15 protein-coding genes are annotated in these 16,287 nt (G+C 63.2%); 4 read left to right on the top strand and 11 right to left on the bottom strand.

What is annotated here, in order from left to right; translation table 11 throughout:
* The first annotated feature begins 41 nt into the window (after nucleotides 1-41).
* The gene (locus C8E02_RS06360) at nucleotides 42-2,084 is read left to right on the top strand and encodes a M3 family metallopeptidase (protein ID WP_120810144.1); all 2,043 of its coding nucleotides are present in this window, start codon (nucleotides 42-44) and stop codon (nucleotides 2,082-2,084) included.
* 217 nt (nucleotides 2,085-2,301) lie between these two features.
* Nucleotides 2,302-3,030, top strand: a complete 729-nt coding sequence (locus C8E02_RS06355) for a type II toxin-antitoxin system death-on-curing family toxin (RefSeq protein ID WP_120810143.1) — start codon at nucleotides 2,302-2,304, stop codon at nucleotides 3,028-3,030.
* Nucleotides 3,031-5,630: 2,600 nt separating this feature from the next.
* Here the strand turns inward: C8E02_RS06355 and C8E02_RS06350 are convergent.
* The 3 genes from C8E02_RS06350 to C8E02_RS06340 form a co-directional block, all read right to left on the bottom strand.
* On the bottom strand, nucleotides 5,631-5,936 hold the full coding sequence (locus C8E02_RS06350; protein ID WP_147424465.1) for a hypothetical protein: 306 nt from the start codon (nucleotides 5,934-5,936) through the stop codon (nucleotides 5,631-5,633).
* Nucleotides 5,937-6,153: 217 nt separating this feature from the next.
* On the bottom strand, nucleotides 6,154-7,590 hold the full coding sequence (locus C8E02_RS06345; RefSeq protein ID WP_120810141.1) for a sensor histidine kinase: 1,437 nt from the start codon (nucleotides 7,588-7,590) through the stop codon (nucleotides 6,154-6,156).
* A complete protein-coding gene (locus tag C8E02_RS06340; protein WP_047966579.1) occupies nucleotides 7,580-8,254 on the bottom strand; it encodes a response regulator in 675 nt (224 codons plus the stop codon). The genes C8E02_RS06345 and C8E02_RS06340 overlap by 11 nt, the downstream gene beginning before the upstream one ends.
* A 186-nt stretch (nucleotides 8,255-8,440) precedes the next feature.
* Between C8E02_RS06340 and C8E02_RS06335 the strand changes: the two genes are divergently transcribed.
* Nucleotides 8,441-9,421: a tripartite tricarboxylate transporter substrate binding protein gene (locus C8E02_RS06335; RefSeq protein WP_120810140.1), complete on the top strand. Its 981-nt coding sequence runs from the start codon at nucleotides 8,441-8,443 to the stop codon at nucleotides 9,419-9,421.
* A 192-nt stretch (nucleotides 9,422-9,613) separates the two neighbouring features.
* Here the strand turns inward: C8E02_RS06335 and C8E02_RS06330 are convergent, their stop codons facing one another.
* A complete protein-coding gene (locus C8E02_RS06330) occupies nucleotides 9,614-10,234 on the bottom strand; it encodes a LysE family translocator (protein WP_170152117.1) in 621 nt (206 codons plus the stop codon).
* Between the two features lie 219 nt (nucleotides 10,235-10,453).
* Nucleotides 10,454-10,636, bottom strand: a complete 183-nt coding sequence (locus tag C8E02_RS06325; RefSeq protein WP_147424464.1) for a hypothetical protein — start codon at nucleotides 10,634-10,636, stop codon at nucleotides 10,454-10,456.
* Nucleotides 10,637-10,891: 255 nt separating this feature from the next.
* Here C8E02_RS06325 and xth point away from each other — a divergent pair, with 255 nt between their 5' ends.
* Nucleotides 10,892-11,662: an exodeoxyribonuclease III gene (gene xth, locus C8E02_RS06320; protein ID WP_120810138.1), complete on the top strand. Its 771-nt coding sequence runs from the start codon at nucleotides 10,892-10,894 to the stop codon at nucleotides 11,660-11,662.
* 65 nt (nucleotides 11,663-11,727) lie between these two features.
* Here the strand turns inward: xth and C8E02_RS06315 are convergent, their stop codons facing one another.
* The 6 genes from C8E02_RS06315 to C8E02_RS06290 form a co-directional block, all read right to left on the bottom strand.
* On the bottom strand, nucleotides 11,728-12,258 hold the full coding sequence (locus tag C8E02_RS06315) for a DinB family protein (RefSeq protein WP_120810137.1): 531 nt from the start codon (nucleotides 12,256-12,258) through the stop codon (nucleotides 11,728-11,730).
* A gap of 42 nt (nucleotides 12,259-12,300) precedes the next feature.
* Nucleotides 12,301-12,840, bottom strand: a complete 540-nt coding sequence (locus tag C8E02_RS06310; protein ID WP_120810136.1) for a DUF1523 family protein — start codon at nucleotides 12,838-12,840, stop codon at nucleotides 12,301-12,303.
* Nucleotides 12,841-13,005: 165 nt separating this feature from the next.
* Nucleotides 13,006-13,434 (bottom strand): universal stress protein, encoded by a 429-nt coding sequence (locus C8E02_RS06305; RefSeq protein ID WP_047966573.1) that lies wholly within the window; start codon nucleotides 13,432-13,434, stop codon nucleotides 13,006-13,008.
* 12 nt (nucleotides 13,435-13,446) lie between these two features.
* Nucleotides 13,447-14,181, bottom strand: coding sequence for a TerC family protein (locus C8E02_RS06300; RefSeq protein ID WP_120810135.1), 735 nt, complete (start codon nucleotides 14,179-14,181; stop codon nucleotides 13,447-13,449).
* An 81-nt stretch (nucleotides 14,182-14,262) separates the two neighbouring features.
* On the bottom strand, nucleotides 14,263-15,771 hold the full coding sequence (locus C8E02_RS06295; RefSeq protein WP_047966571.1) for a tripartite tricarboxylate transporter permease: 1,509 nt from the start codon (nucleotides 15,769-15,771) through the stop codon (nucleotides 14,263-14,265).
* On the bottom strand, nucleotides 15,772-16,284 hold the full coding sequence (locus tag C8E02_RS06290; protein WP_047966570.1) for a tripartite tricarboxylate transporter TctB family protein: 513 nt from the start codon (nucleotides 16,282-16,284) through the stop codon (nucleotides 15,772-15,774). It abuts the gene before it with no gap.
* Between the last annotated feature and the right edge of the window lie 3 nt (nucleotides 16,285-16,287).

The following is a 16,287-nucleotide window of genomic DNA, read 5'->3' as shown; positions in this document are numbered from 1 at the left end:
CGCCGGCAACAGCACGGCGCACTGCCTACAGGATGCCAAACATGACCACCAATCCGCTACTGGACTTTAGCGATCTGCCGCGTTTTGCCGCGATCAAGCCCGAACACATCACCCCGGCGCTGGACGTGCTGCTGGCCAACGCCCGCACCGCCATCGACAAGGTCATCGCCGCCGGCGGCGACGACTGGGACAGCGTGGCCGAGCCGCTGTCCGACGCTACCGAGCAGATCTCGCGCGCCTGGGGCGTGGTTGGCCACCTCAACGGCGTGATGGGCAATACCGACGGCCTGCGCGACGCGTACAACGCCGAGATCCCGCGCATCTCCGCCTTCTTCACCGAACTGGGGCAGAACCTCGATCTGTACGCGCGCTTCAAGGCCGTTGCGGCCAACCCTGCGTTCGCCGGCGCCTCCGCCGCGCGCAAGAAAATCATAGCCAACGACCTGCGCGACTTCCGCCTGTCCGGCGCCGAGCTGCCGGAGGCCGACAAGCAGCGCTTCGCCGCACTGTCCAGCCGCCTCGCCGAGCTGTCCAACCAGTTCTCGCAAAACGTGATGGACGCCACCGACAGCTTCGCGCTGTACATCGACGACGTGGCCGAGCTGGCCGGCATCCCGGAAGACACCCTCGCCATGTACGCGGCGCTGGCCGAGGCCGACGGCCAGCCTGGTAAATACAAGCTGGGGCTGCAGTTCCCGCTCTTGTTCCCGGTGCTGCAGTACGCCGACAACCGCGCCCTGCGTGAAAAACTGTACGAGGCCAACGCCAAACGCGCGTCCGAATTCGGCCCTGCCGAGCAGGACAACGGCCCGCTGATCCGCGAAAAGCTCAAGCTGGCCGCAGAAGAGGCGCAGCTGCTGGGCTTTGCCAACTACGCCGAGCTGTCGCTGTACACCAAGATGGCGGAAAGCCCGCAGCAGGTGATCGACTTCCTGCGCGATCTCGCCCGCCGCGCCAAACCCTACGCCGAGCAGGACCGCGCCGAGCTGGAAGCCTTCGCCCGCGACGAGCTGGGCTTGGACACATTGCAGGCGTGGGACATCACCTACGCCGCCGAGAAACTGCGCGTTGCACGTTACGCTTTCTCCGAGCACGAAGTGAAACAGTACTTCCCCGAGCCCAAGGTGCTGGCCGGCCTGTTCAGCGTGGTGCACAAGCTGTACGGCATTACCGTGGAGCAGAAGGACGCCGAAACCTGGCACGAGGACGCCCGCTACTACCAGATCTTCAAGGACGGCGCGCTGCTGGGCGGTTTCTATCTCGATCTGTACGCCCGCGACGGCAAGCGCCCCGGCGCGTGGATGGACGACGTGCGCGGCCGCCGCCTGAAAAACGGCCAGGTGCAGACCCCGGTCGCCTACCTGGTGTGCAACTTCACCCGACCGCTGGGCGACAAGCCGGCCTACTTCAGCCACGACGAAGTCACCACCCTGTTCCACGAATTCGGCCACGGCCTGCACCACCTGCTCACCCGCGTCGACGAACTGGGCGTATCCGGCATCAGCGGCGTGGAGTGGGACGCGGTCGAGCTGCCCAGCCAGTTCATGGAAAACTTCTGCTGGGAATGGGACGTGCTGCAGGGCATGACCGCGCACGCCGAGACCGGCGAGCCGCTGCCGCGCGCGCTGTACGACAAGATGCTGGCGGCGAAGAACTTCCAGTCCGGCATGCAGACCGTGCGCCAGCTGGAGTTCTCGCTGTTCGACATGCTGCTCTACACCGACGCCAAGCCGGAATCCGTCGACTGGCTGGCGCTGCTGGAAACGGTGCGCGACGAAGTCGCCGTCAACCGTCCGCCGGCCTACAACCGCTTCCCCAACAGCTTCAGCCACATCTTCGGCGGCGGTTACGCCGCCGGTTACTACAGCTACAAGTGGGCGGAAGTGCTGTCCGCCGACGCCTACGCCGCGTTCGAGGAAGCCGGCGGCGCCAATCCGGAGGTCGGTCGCCAGTTCTGGGACGAGATCCTGGCGGTGGGTGGTTCGCGCCCGGCGCTGGAGTCGTTCCGCGCCTTCCGCGGCCGCGATCCGCAGATTGATGCGTTGTTGCGGCATAGCGGGATGAGTGAGGTGGCGGGGGCGTGATGGCTGGTTAGTGTGCGGCCAAGGTTGGCCGCAGATTTCATGACGTAAAGCAAGGGCAAGTCATCTGACTTGCCCTTTTGTCATTTTTGCGAGATTATGCAGTGAAATATGCATTGCGGCTGCGAGCATTGATCTAACTGTGTAAGTTTTATAAGAAGCACTATTTTTATTTTGAAATGTACTTGGGAATTTTTTTATAAATTTAAGGGGTTATGTTTTGAATATATCAACAGCAATTTTTATTCATGACTATTTGACGGATTATTTTTATAATTCAGAGGATCCTATTTCACCTCCGGGTGTAAAAAATAAAGGGCTGCTTGAGTCTGCTGTTTCTAGACCGTTCTCAAGTGCTGGTGGACAAGATGCCTTTCCAGATGTTTTTGATAAAGCTGCTGCGCTATTTCATGGTGTAATTTCAAACCATTCTTTCCATAACGGAAATAAAAGGGCTGCATTGTTATCGACTTTGTATTTTCTTAGTGATAATGGTTGGCTGGTTGATCGCTGTGATGATGATGAGATGTTTGAGTTCACAAGAAAAATAGCAGCACATGAGATTACAGAAAATAGAGAAGATGAACTTTATGAGATCAAGCATTGGCTTGAGGTGAACTCAAGAAGACAGGTAAAAGGGGAGCAACGGCTTAACTTTAAAGAGCTTTATGAAATATTGACAAGGTTCGGATTTTCAGTTTTTGAAGTTGGAAATTTATTGGAAATTCAAAAGGATGGATTTTTTATTACTAGAATTCTCAAGAAAGGGATGTACGGTCGTGAGGAGTATGATCAGAACTATGTTTCTAGGTTGAGAAAACAACTTGAATTGACCGCTGAGTATGGGGTGGATAGTGCAGTTTTTTATGGGAATAAAGGGGCGAGAGAAGAGTTAAGTGAATTTATGTCTATTCGCAGTGATGTGATGAGACGGTTGGCGAGAATATAATAATGCTCGACAAGCGCGGTAGGTCGGGCTTGTAGGTTGGCGCTGAGCCAGCGTAACTCAACAGTTGCCGCGAATCAATGACCAAGGTTGGCCGCAAGCCGTCATAGTTTGCGGCCAACCTTGTTTTTGTCCGGGGTATCCGCTGCGCGGATATTTTTTATCTGCCGCTTGCCGCGCGGCGGCGGGAAAAGGGGCTGCCGCCGCCCCTTTTCAATCCCCGCTCTCCCGAAGGCGCAAGAATTCCCGTACAAACCGCCGCCATCCCGGCGCCGCCCATCCGCTGCGCTCAAAAGAGGGCGGCTTGTTTCCGGGCTGGCGACAGTTTGCACGGCTTGCGCCAACGGGATGGGCACGTCGGTGCGGTTCTGGCTGTTGCGGGATCGGGTTTTGTCCGTGTTTTTCCGTGTGCTTCCGTGGCCAAAAACTAAAACCGATTACCGCTACAAGGTTGGCCGCAAGCCGTAACGGGTTTGCGGCCAACCTTGTTTTTGTCTGGGGTATCCGCTGCGCGGATGTTTTTTTATCTGCCGCTTGCCGCGCGGCGGCGGGAAAAGGGGCTGCCGCCGCCCCTTTTCAATCCCCGCTCTCCCGAAGGCGCAAGAATTCCCGTGCAAACTGCCGCCATCCTGGCGCCGCCCATACGCTGCGCTCAAAAGAGGGCGGCTTGTCTCCGGGCTGGCGACAGTGTGCACGGCTTGCGCCAACGGGATGGGGCGCGTCGCGGCAGTTCTGGTTGTTGTGGAGCATGCATCATTGAGGCCGACGTGTAATGCGGTAAGTTGGACTTGTAGGTTGGTGCTGAGCTTGCGAAGCCCAACGTTTACCGCGATTGGATGAAAGGTTGGCCGCAAGCCGTAACAGGTTTGCGGCCAACCTTGTTTTTGTCTGGGGTATCCGCTGCGCGGATGTTTTTTAGCTGCCGCTTGCCGCGCGGCGGCGGGAAAAGGGGCTGCCGCCGCCCCTTTTCAATCCCCGCTCTCCCGACGACGCAAGAATTCCCGTGCAAACCGCCGCCATCCCGGCGCCGCCCATCCGCGGCGCTCAAAAGAGGGCGGCTTGTTTCCGGGCTGGCGACAGTTTGCACGGCTTGCGCCAACGGGACGGGGCGCATCGCGGCAGTTCTGGCTGTTGCGGGGTGTGCTTATTGATATAGCGTGCGTCACCCGGCTTGCCAGGCGCCGCACCGGTGATACGCAAAGGTTGGCCGCAGAATAATTTTTGAAAGGACATACCTGATGGCTTGCCCTTTTGTCATACTGGCGTGCCATCTGTCGAGATGGCGAACTGCCAGACTGAACTGAGTTGCTGGCTTACACAATAAGTTGACCATTTTCGGATTGAGCCACCATGCAAGCATATGAGTTCATCGAGGGGTACGAGCAGGTTGTTGCCCGGTTTGGGGTGTGGCCGAGTTTTCATGATGGCGAGGTGCTGCGAATTATTCTGGATCGGGTGCCTCGTTTACCAGACGGGGCAAGTGTCCCGTCAGTCGAGATTCACCTTCGTGGCTGGATCATGGGGCCAGAATTTTCTGAGGATGGCAACGCGGTAAGTTGGGCTTGTGGGTTGGTGCTAAGCTTGCGAAGCCCAACGTTTACCGCGATGGAATGACGAAGGTTGGCCGCAAGCCGTAACAGGTTTGCGGCCAACCTTGTTTTTGTCTGGGGTATCCGCTGCGCGGATGTTTTTTATCTGCCGCTTGCCGCGCGGCGGCGGGAAAAGGGGCTGCCGCCGCCCCTTTTCAATCCCCGCTCTCCCGACGGCGCAAGAATTCCCGTGCAAACTGCCGCCATCCCGGCGCCGCCCATACGCTGCGCTCAAAAGAGGGCGGCTTGTTTCCGGGCTGGCGACAATTTGCACGGCTTGCGCCAACGGGACGGGGTGCGTCGGTGCGGTTCTGGTTGTTGCGGGGCATGCATCATTGATGCCGACGTGTAATGCGGTAAGTTGGACTTGTAGGTTGGTGCTGAGCTTGCGAAGCCCAACGTTTACCGCGCATGAATGACCAAGGTTGGCCGTAAGCCGTGACGGGTTTGCGGCCAATCTTGTTTTTGTCTGGGGTATCCGCTGCGCGGATGTTTTTTATATGCCGCTTGCCGCGCGGGGGCTGGAAAAGGGGCTGCCGCCGCCCCTTTTCACATCGCTGAGCGAATCAGAGATTCGCACGCAGACCGCTCTCCCGACGACGCAAGAATTCCCGTGCAAACCGCCGCCATCCCGGCGCCGCCCATACGCTGCGCTCAAAAGCGGGCGGCTTGTTTCCGGGCTGGCGACAATTTGCACGGCTTGCGCCAACGGGATGGGCACGTCGGTGCGGTTCTGGCGGTTGTGGGGCTTGCTGCTTGGGCGGGTCGTAGGTCGGGTTAGCGCAGCGTAACCCGACAGTATTTTCGGCCGGGTCTGTTTTGTTTCCGATTTTTTTTTCGTGTCTTTTCGTGGGTTTCGTGGCTAAAGAAACCTTTGCCTTTGTCCGTGTTTTTCCGTGTGCTTCTGTGGCCAAAAATCAAAACCGATTACCGATACAAGGTTGGCCGCAAGCCGTAACGGGTTTGCGGCCAACCTTGTCTGGTTTGTGCTCGTCGTGGTGTCGCGGTTGCGGTTTACCACCGTTTTCTCAGCCGCAGTTCCACCTGGCTACGCTTGACCTTGACCGATACGCGGGTGTCGTCGTCCAGCCGCCAGCTGGGGCGCAGGTCGATCTTGTTGCCGCCGGAGAGTTCGTTTCTTTCCAGGATGAAGCTGGGTGTCGGCGGGGGGATGAAGGGCTTGTCGCCGGCATTCGCCGTTTCCAGCTGCAGGATCAGCGGGGCGGTTCTGGCGCACTTGAGGACTTCCGACACACAGAGGGCGTGGGTCGGCTGGGCGATGCCTAGCAAGAGCAGGCTGAGCAGAAAAGAGCGTGTCATGGCGCGTGTCCCGCCGGGGCGACCCTGTGTCGCCGCTAGCTTCAGCATGGTTCATCCATGGCGACTTGCAAGCCCTGTTTCGGGGCGGGAGGGGGAGGCGGGCGCTGCTGTTGCGGCATTGCCACGCGGCGGCATGACAGCGTTTTGGCTAGCCCGTTGCCGGGGCGTCAGGGGGCGAATGCCGGCGCGGCCTGCGGCCAACGTTGGCCGCAGCCGTTCAGCGTTTGAAGGCGAGTTGCACCAGCAGGCCGCCCAGTTGCGGGCCGTCGTGCAGGCTGATGTCGATGTCGTGGAGGCGGCAGATGTCCTTGACGATGGCAAGGCCAAGGCCGCTGCCGCCGGGGGCGGCGTCGGGCAGCTGGTGGAAGCGTTCGAACACCTGTTCGCGCTGCTCGGGCTGGATGCCGGGGCCGCTGTCCTCGATCTCGAAGATGCAGCCGCGGTCGCCGCCGGGGGCGGCGTCGTACAGGCGCAGGGTGATGACGCCGCCGGCCGGGGTGTGGCGCAGCGCGTTGTCGAGCAGGTTGAGCAGCACTTCCTCGATCAGCATCTGCTTGCCGTGGATGGGCGCGTTCTGGTCGTGGCAGCGGTTTTCCAGGCCGAGGTCGATGTCCTTGCGCCGCGCGGCGGTCAGCTTGGCCATCACGATCTTCTCGATGCTGTCGAGCAGCGAAAACGGCGGTTGCGGCCGGTCGCGGCGCAGCTGGTGACTGCCGGAGTCCATCTTGGCCAGCAGCAGCAGCTGGTTGGTGAGGCGGGTGGTTTTCTTCAGCATCTGCTTCAGCTCGGTGAGGCTTTCGCGCATCACTTCCGGGCTGCCGTCGCGCAGCGCGTGTTCGGCCTGGGTGGTCATCACCGCCAGCGGCGTGCGCAGCTGGTGCGAGGCGTCGGCGGCGAAGCGCTGGTAGCGCATCAGCAGCTGGGCCAGGCGGCGGCGGTACTGGTTGATGGCGGCGACCAGCGGCAGCAGTTCGCTGTGGGTGGTGCCGACCTCGATGTCGCTGAAGTCGCCGGGCGGGCGGCGGATCACTTCCTCGCCCAGCAGGCGGATCGGCTGCAGGATGCGCGTCATCGCCAGCCCGACGAAGCACAGCGCGCAGAACACCAGTAGCCCCTGGCCCCACAGCGTGTAGTTGAGCACCTGGTGCGTCATGTACTGCCGCGCCTCGGTGGTTTCGGCGACCTCGACCTTGATCATACCCTGCAGCCCGCCCTCGAACAGCGGCTTGTAGAAGGTGGCCATGCGGATCGGCCGTTCGCGGTAGATGTCGTCGTGGAAGTGCACCAGCGCCGGGTACAGTTCGGTGCGCGGCGTGTTCTTCGGCATCTGCGGCAGGTCGCCGTAGCCGGAGATGATGTTGCCGGCGAAATCGCTGACGCGGTAGAACATCTGGCCGCGGTTGTCGTATTCGAAGTTGTCGAGCGCGATGTAGGGCACTTCCACGTGCAGCTTGCCGTTGCGCACCATCACCTGTTCCGCGATCACCCGCGCCGAGGCCAGCAGGGTGCGGTCGTAGGCAAGGTTGGCCGCGGCGCTGCTGATCTGGTAGGCGACCACGGTGTTGATGATCCACAGCAGCAGCAGCGGCAGCAGCAGCCAGCGCACGAACTTGCCGAGCAGGCTGCGGCGGTTGAACAGCTGCTCAAGGCGCATCGCGCTGTTCCAGCAGGTAGCCCAGGCCGCGCAGGGTGGTGATGCTGACGTTGCTGCCGTCCAGCTTCTTGCGCAGGCGGTGGATGTAGACTTCGATCGCTTCCTGGTTGGCGTTGTCGTCGAGGGTGAACACCTGGTTGAACAGGCGTTCGCGGTTCAGCGGCTGGCCCTTGCGCCGGATCAGCACTTCCAGCACCGTGTGTTCGCGCCGCGTCAGCGTCAGCAGCTTGCCGGCCAGCTCGAAGAACTGTTGCTGCTTGCTGTAGCGCAGGTCGCCACACTGCAGCCACGCGTTTTCGTGGCCCTGGTGGCGGCGCAGCAGCGCCTTCAGCCGCGCCTCCAGCTCGTCCAGCTCGAACGGTTTGACCAGGTAATCGTCGGCGCCCATTTCCAGGCCCTTGACCTTGTCCGACAGCTCGCCGCGCGCGGTGAGCACCAGCACCGGCAGGGTCTGGTGGCGGGCGCGCAGCCGTTGCAGGATGGTTTCGCCGGATAGCCGCGGCAGGTTCATGTCGAGGATGGCGAGGTCGTATTCTTCGGTTTTCAGCGCGTTGTCGGCGTCGATGCCGTCGCCGATCACGTCGACGACGTAGCCGCTGGCGGTCAGCGCCCGCGCCAGCCAGTGGGCGAGGTCGGGCTGGTCTTCTATCAGGATGATGCGCATGCTCTCTCTTTGTCTCTGTGCGTGCCGGGTGAAAGGTTGGTGAAAGTGCTTGTGCTTATGATCGTCTCCAATAATACGGAGCGTGATTCGCCAACCCCGGACAAGCGTTGCGCCTGACGGCGCGGGTGTCAATAGGCAGTATCGGGGGCAGACAAGGCGAACGGAATAATGAGGAGTCAACACATCATGGCAAGATCCTGTGTTGCCGTGCTGGCGAGCGCGCTGCTGCTGGTGTCGCTGGCCGCGGCCGCGGAGCCGGACGACCCGGAATGCATCGCCCCGGCACGGCCCGGCGGCGGCTTTGACCTGACCTGCAAGCTGGCACGCGCGGCGCTGAACAACAGCAAGCTGCTGACGCGGCCGCTGCGCATCAGCTACATGCCCGGAGGCATCGGCGCGGTGGCCTACAACACCGTGGTGGCGCAGCGTCCGGCGGACGGCAACATCATCGTCGCCTTTTCCGGCGGCTCGCTGCTGAACCTGGCGCAGGGCAAGTTCGGCAAGTACAACGTCAACGACGTGCGCTGGCTGGCTGGGGTCGGCGCCGACTACGGCATGATCGCGGTGCGCGCCGATTCGCCGTACCAGAACCTGAAACAGCTGGTGGCGGCGGTGAAGGCGCACCCCAGCGAGATCGTGTTCGGCGCCGGCGGCACCGTCGGCAGCCAGGACTGGATCAAGACGGTGCTGATCGCGCGCCAGGCCGGGGTCAGCCACCAGCAGATGCGCTATGTCGCGTTCGAGGGCGGCGGCGAGACCACCACCGCGCTGCTCGGCGGCCATATCCAGGCCGCGTCCGGCGATCTCAGCGAGGTGATGCCGCAGCTGGACCAGCGCAAGATCCGCGTGCTGGCGGTGATGTCGGACAAGCGCCTGCCGGGCCGGCTGTCCGGCATTCCCACCGCGCGCGAGCAGGGTTTCGACATCGTGTGGCCGATCATCCGCGGCTTCTATGTCGGGCCGAAGGTGTCGGCCGCCGATTACGCCTACTGGGAAACCAGCTTCCGCAAGGTGATGGCGACGCCGGAGTTCGCACGGCTGCGCGAGGGCTACGACCTGTTCCCGTTCAGCCTCACCGGCGCGCAGATGGACGCCTACGTCAAACGCCAGGTGAAGGAATACCGCAAGATCGCCACCCAGTTCGGGCTGGTGTACCAGACACTGTGAGCGCCCGGCCCCTGCCGGCGGTCGCTACCGGATCCACGTAGTACTCTCTTTTGCCACGCCTGACCGGCGTGGTTTTTTTATGGGGCGGCGGCGGAACTAGTGGCGGGGTGGCGCGCTCCTAGCTGTGGTTGCATGCAGTGAAAGAACTAGACGTTGGCCCCCGCCGCAAGCGGGGGCATTCTTTTGTCCGCGTCAGTGCTGCATCGCGGCCAGTGTCACCCCGGCCACCACGAACAGGCCGCCGGAAGTGCGCGAGAAACGCTGCAAACGTTGGCCGCAGGCCAGCCACACGCCGAGCCGGCCACCGGCGGCGGCCAGCAGCACAGCGATGACCAGATCGGCCACCACCCAGGTGGCCGCCATCACCGCGTATTGCGGCCACAGCGGCTGTTGCGGCTCCAGGAAGCGCGGCAGCAGTGCGCTGAAGAACACGGTGTCCTCCGGATTGCTGATCGCCAGCAGGAAGGCGGGGCGGAAACCGCTCCACAGCTTGCTGGCCGGCGCGCTGCTGGTGCCGCCGCCGATGCTGAACGGCTTGCGCCACAGCGCCACCCCCAGCCACACCAGATAGCCGGCACCCAGCAGCTTCACCACGTTGAACGCGGTCGGCGAGGCCAGCAGCAGCGCGCTGATGCCCAGCGCCGACAGCGCCATCAGCAGCAGTGCGCCGGCGGAAAAGCCCAGCGCATTGGGAATACCGCCACGGGCGCCGTGTTGCGCGCCGTGCGACAGGGTCAGCAAGGGCGCCGGGCCGGGCGCCGCCATCAACAGCACGATGGTGCCGAGGTACATCAACCAGTTATGGAATTCCATTGCAACATCCTTGGCCCGCGGCCCGGCCGGCGGCGGCAACACCGGGACAGCCGCGGCTGGCGCACGACAAGGGGCGGCAGGCAGGCGGCATGACGGCATCACCGTGCGGCAAAAGGGCGGCAACGGGCGACAGGCACAGTACGGGCGCGGGACGCGGGTACTGCGCGTTTTACGACATCAAATCAGCGGGAAAGTAAGGCGGCGAACAGCGGCGGGAAGCTAACGGGGTGGCTCGGACTGGGTGTCCGGCTGGGCAGCGGCGTGCAGGGTGTCGCGATGACGGAAGGTCGGGGTACGCATGGCAAAGCTCTGCGCGATCGGCGCCAGGCGGTTGCGTTGCGGGTGCAGCGTCGGGCAAATGGCGACGGCGGACTGCGGCAGTTGTTTGGAATTGAACGACAATTTGGACATCCGGTTACGATAACGGGACCATTCTAGGCAGCCGCGCACGGCTTTGGCAAATCGGCATGTGGTGGCTGTTGTTTATTTGTTTAAACATTGTTGGGCAAAAATCAGCCACTTGGCGCTTTTTTTGGCCTGATTGTGTTTGGAATATTAGTCACTGGCGTGCTGCGCACTGGCGGGTGGCGGGCGCGGTTTGCCAGCCCGCAGCCGGCACGCTAAGGTGGCGGCCTGCAATCAATTAGGAGCCTCGCTATGCGTCTTGCCACCTGGAACGTCAACTCGCTGAAAGTGCGCCTGCCGCAAGTGCTGCAATGGCTGGCCGACAACCCGATCGAGGTGTTGTGCCTGCAGGAACTGAAGATGGACCACCCGGTGTTCCCGCTGGCGGAGATCGAGGCCGCCGGCTACCAGGCGGCGTGGTTCGGGCAGAAGACCTATAACGGCGTCGCCATCCTGGTGAAGAACGGCTGCAGCGTCAGCGACGTGGTGGCCGGCATTCCCGGCTACGACGACGAGCAGCGCCGCGTGATCGCCGCCACCGTCGATGGCGTGCGCGTGGTGTGCGCCTACTTCGTCAACGGCGAGTCGGTGGAATCGCCGAAGTACCAGTACAAGCTGCAGTGGCTGGCCGAGCTGGAGCGCTACGTCGCCAGCGAACTGGCGGTGAACCGGGATTTCGCGCTGCTGGGCGACTACAACATCGCGCCGGAAGACCGCGACGTGTACGACCCGGAGGGCTGGCGCGAGCAGGTGCTGTGCACCACGCCGGAGCGCGACAGCTTCCGTCGCCTGATCGGCATGGGGCTGGCGGACAGCTTCCGCCTGTTCAACGACGAGGACAAGCAGTACAGCTGGTGGGATTACCGCGCGATGATGTTCCGCCGCAACATGGGCGTGCGCATCGACCACATCCTGATCAGCGACAGCCTGAAGGCGCGCGCCAGCGGCTGCGTGATCGACAAGACGCCGCGCAAGTGGGAGCGGCCGTCGGACCACACCCCGGTGGTGATCACGCTGGCCTGAGATCGCGTGCCAGCCTGGCATTGAACATTGCGGCCAACCTTGTCCAAGGTTGGCCGCAATGCCGTTCAGGCCGCTGGCATCGCGATCAGGTCGGTGGCGCCGACATCCAGCCCGAGCTGCGACAGCAGGGTGGTGATCTGGCCGCGATGGTGGGTCTGGTGGTTGAACAGGTGCATCAGCACCTCGGGTAGCGGCCTGCTTTGCGCTTCGCCACGCATATTGTGGTAGTCCAGCACCTGTGCCAGCGCGGCCGGCGTCAGCTCCAGACTCCACTGCACGATCAGCGCATCCAGCTGCTGGCGCCGTGCGTGCAGCGCGGCAAAGCCGTCGGCCAGCGGCAGATCCAGCCGTGCCGGCATCGCGATGTCGCGCAGCGGCTCAAGGCTGGCAAAGCCGGCCGGATGCGCTGCCAGCCGTTTCAGCCAGATGGTGTCGGCGACCAGCAGATGGTTGAGCGTGCCGCTGATCGAACCGAAAAAGGCGCCGCGCCCGGCGTCCAGCGCCGCTTGCGGCAGCGTGCCGGCGACGGCGTACAGCTTGTCGTTCATCCAGCGGTTGTAACGGGCCATGTGCCTTACATAGTCGCAGCTGATCATGTCGTCTCCTTGGTTGATGGCGGCCGGCCGGTCTGCACCGGTCTAGCCGGGCAGCGTGTCATCCGGCTGGCGGCGCGTCGCGCGCAGCAGCCCCCAGCCGGCGCCGGCGAGCAGGGCAAACCACAGCGCGAACCAGAACCAGCGGAAAAAGCTCCAGGTGGCTTCGTCGGCCTCGGCGAGGCGGATGGCGGTGACGTTGGGGTACAGCGACAGCATGTTGATGCGCCAGCCGTAGCTGGTGAGGTAGGCCGGCTGCCGGGCGTTGGCAATGGCGTTGGCGGTGGCCTGCACGTCGGAAGCGTCGAACTTGAAGTAGAACGGCCAGCCCCAGCCGGTGTCCTCGTTGCGGTACACGCGCACGTCGTCGATGGCGTGCTGGGTGTAGATCAGGTACATGTCGCGCACCGGCTGGTCGGCGGGGTTCTGGCGACTGATCGGGCCGTCCTTGTCCGCCAGCTTGACCTCGACACCGGTGATGGTGGTGATGCTGTGTTCCGGCAGGTAGTAGTCCAGCAGCGCGCTGCCGAGCAGGGCGACCAGCGCCAGCAGGGCGAGGGCGAATTTGCGTAGTGTGTGGCGCATGGGGGCAGCTCCGGAGGGCGATGATGCCAGCATTGTACGGGCCGTCGGCGGGCGCTGTACACGGCGGCGGCAAGGTTGGCCGCAAGCGCGCCGCCCATGCAAAAGCGGCTTTCACCACCGGCGCGGGGCCGGGATGAAAGCCGCTGTCGCGGGCTGGTGCGTGGCTTACTTGATCACGGTCACCGGCACCACCGACTGGTGCACCACGTCGGTGGCCACCGAGCCCAGCAGCAGCTGGCCGAGGCCGCTGCGGCCGTGCGAGCCGATGATGATCTGGCTGAACGCCATCTCCTGCGCGTAGCGGGCGATGGTGTCGGCGATGTGGCCAACCGCGATGTGCTGCTGGCAGGCCTGACCGGCCTGTTGCAGCAGCGCGCTCGCCGCTTGCAGCGCGGCGAGGCCTTCCTCGCGGTAGTAGTCTTCCAGCTGGTCGTGGCCGACAAACAGGCGCACATGGCCGGATTCGACCGGGATCTGCACGTTCAGCAGGTGCAGTTCCAGCGCCGGGTTGAGCTTGGCCAGTTGCAGGGCGTGTTCTACCGCGCGCAGCGCGTGCGCCGAGCCGTCTACCGGAATCAGGATACGAGTGCTCATGGTGTCCCTTTCTTAGCTGTGGTCTTTGTTGGCGGCCAGCGGAATCTCGTGCAGCGGCGCGGCGGCGGCGGTCTTGCGGCTGGCAAGGAACTTGCCGGTCAGGACCACCAGAATGGCACCGCTGGCGGCGCTGACGTAGTGCAGCCAGCTTGGTGCGTCGACCAGGTACGGTTTCACCACCACGTCGCCGATCACCATGTCGCCCGCGATCCAGCCCAGCAGTGCGGCACCGAAGGTGATCACGATCGGGAAGCGGTCCATCAGCTTGAGCACGAACTTGCTGCCCCACACGATGATCGGGATGCTGATCACGATGCCGAACACCACCATGCCGAGGTTGCCCTTGGCGGCACCGGCCACCGCGATCACATTGTCCAGGCTCATCACCGCGTCGGCGATGATGATGGTCTTGATGGCGCCCCACAGGTGGGTGCTGCCCTCGATATTGCCGTGGGCGTCGTCATCTTCCGGTTGCAGCAGCTTGATGCCGATCCACAGCAGCAGCAGCGCGCCGACTACTTTCAAATATGGCAGTGCCAGCAGTTGCAGTGCGAAGAAAATCAGTACCACGCGCAGGCCGATGGCACCGGCCACGCCCCAGAAAATGCCGCGGCGGCGTTGTTCTTCCGGCAGTTTGCGGCAGGCCAGCGCGATCACGACCGCGTTGTCGCCGCCGAGCAGGATGTCGATGGCGATGATCTGCAGCACCGCCAGCCAGAAGGAGCTTTCAAACAGGATCTCCGGCATTGTGTTGTCCTTGTGCAGTGAAAAGTGTCAATTAAAAGGACACCTGGCCAGCAAAGCGCCAGGTGTCCCGGGAGGTTTGGTTTAACGTGCGCTGTCCAGCAGGGCCTGGCGGCGTTTCATCAGCGGCGGTACCACCAGGATGGCGGCGGTGACCAGCAGGATGACCAGCGAGATCGGGTGCGTCAGGAACACGGTCAGGTCACCCTCGTTGATCGACATGGCGCGGCGGAAGTGTTTCTCCGCCATCGGCCCGACGATCAGGCCGACCACCAGTGGTACCACCGGGAAGTCGAAGCGCCGCATCAGGAAGCCCAACACGCCGATTATATAGAGCAGCATCAGGTCGAACCAGCTCTGTCGCAGCGCGTAGGCACCCATGGTGGCCAGCACGATGATGCCGCCATAGAGCAGCGGGCGCGGCACTTTCAGGAACTGCACCCACAGGCCGACCAGCGGCAGGTTCAGCACCAGCAGCATCACGTTGCCGATGTACAGCGAGGCGATCAGGCCCCACACCAGTTCCGGGTTGGTATCGAACAGCAGCGGGCCGGGCACGATGTTGTACTGCTGGAACGCAGACAGCATGATGGCGGCGGTGGCCGAGGTCGGGATGCCCAGCGTCAGCAGCGGCACCAGCGTGCCGGTGACCGCGGCGTTGTTGGCCGCTTCCGGTCCGGCCACGCCTTCGATGGCGCCCTTGCCGAACTGCTTGCGCGTTTTCTCGTCGGCCAGCTTGCGCTCGGCGGAGTAGGACAGGAAGGTCGGCATCTCGGTGCCGCCGGCCGGCAGGGTGCCGAACGGGAAGCCGATGGCGGTACCGCGCAACCACGGTTTCCACGAGCGTTTCCAGTCGTCCTTGCTCATCCAGAAGCTGCCCTTCAGCGATTCGATGCGGCCGGCGATCTTGTTCTCGTAGGTGGCGGTGTACAGCGTCTCGCCCACCGCGAACAGGCCCATGGCCACCACCACGATGTCGATGCCGTCGATCAGCGGCAGCAGCCCGAAGGTGAAGCGCGACTGTCCCGACTGGCCCTCGATGCCGATTAGGCCCATCGACAGGCCCAGCAACAGCGCGATGAAGCCCTTCAGTGGCGAGTTGCCGAGCACTGCCGATACCGCGGCGAAGGTCAGCATCATCAGCGCGAAGGTTTCCACCGGCCCCAGCTGCAGCGCGAAGCCGGCGATCACCGGCGCCAGCAATGTCAGCAGCACGGTGGCAATGGAACCGGCGACGAAGGAGCCGATGGCGGCGGTGGACAGCGCCGGACCGGCGCGCCCCATCTTCGCCATCTTGTTGCCTTCCAGCGCCGACACGATGGAGCCGGCTTCACCCGGGGTGTTGAGCAGGATGGAGGTGGTGGAACCGCCGAACATGGCGCCGTAGTAGACACCGGCCAGCATGATCAGCGCGCCGGTGGGGTCGACGCTTTGCGTCACCGGCAGCAGCAGCGCCACGGTCACCGCCGGGCCGACGCCGGGCAGCACGCCGATGGCGGTGCCCAGCGTGCAGCCGAGCAGCGCCCACAGCAGGTTGGCCGGGGTCAGCGCGGTGGCAAACCCCAGACTGAACAGGGCATTCAAGGAATCCATTTACAGCACCCCCGTGATCAACGCCGGCAGGTTCAGCCCCAGCGTCTTGAACAAGTGAAACAGGCCGAGGGCCAGCAGGAAGGACAGCACCAGATCCAGCGCCGGACGGCGTGTCTCCAGCGCGCGGCAGATGCCGAAGCAGAGGAAGGTGCCGGCCAGGGTAAAGCCGACAAGGCCGATCAGCGCCATGTGCGCCAGCAGGCTGCCGCTGGCAATGATGAACATGTTCCAGTTGGCCTCGCCGCGTACGGCGGCTTCTTCCGCTTCCAGTTGTTCCGTGTCGTCTTCGCCTGCGCTGAGGATGGTGTCCGGCCCGTTACGGTGGCGGCGCTGCATCAGCAACGCGCCCCCGGCAACGATCAGACCGGCCACCACCAGCGAAGGAAAGAAGCGCGGACCGATGCCGGCATAACCGGCCTCCTCAGGGATATCGCCGATCTGCCAGGCCATCACCAGGCCGATCAGGATGATCCCGATGGCGAGCAGCTGCTCGCCGGTTACGCGCTTGATCATGGC

This window comes from Vogesella indigofera (assembly GCF_003633895.1).
Taxonomy (GTDB): domain Bacteria; phylum Pseudomonadota; class Gammaproteobacteria; order Burkholderiales; family Chromobacteriaceae; genus Vogesella; species Vogesella indigofera.
The sequence above is the reverse complement of the archived record's forward strand: the minus strand, read 5'-3'. Positions and strand labels throughout refer to the sequence as shown.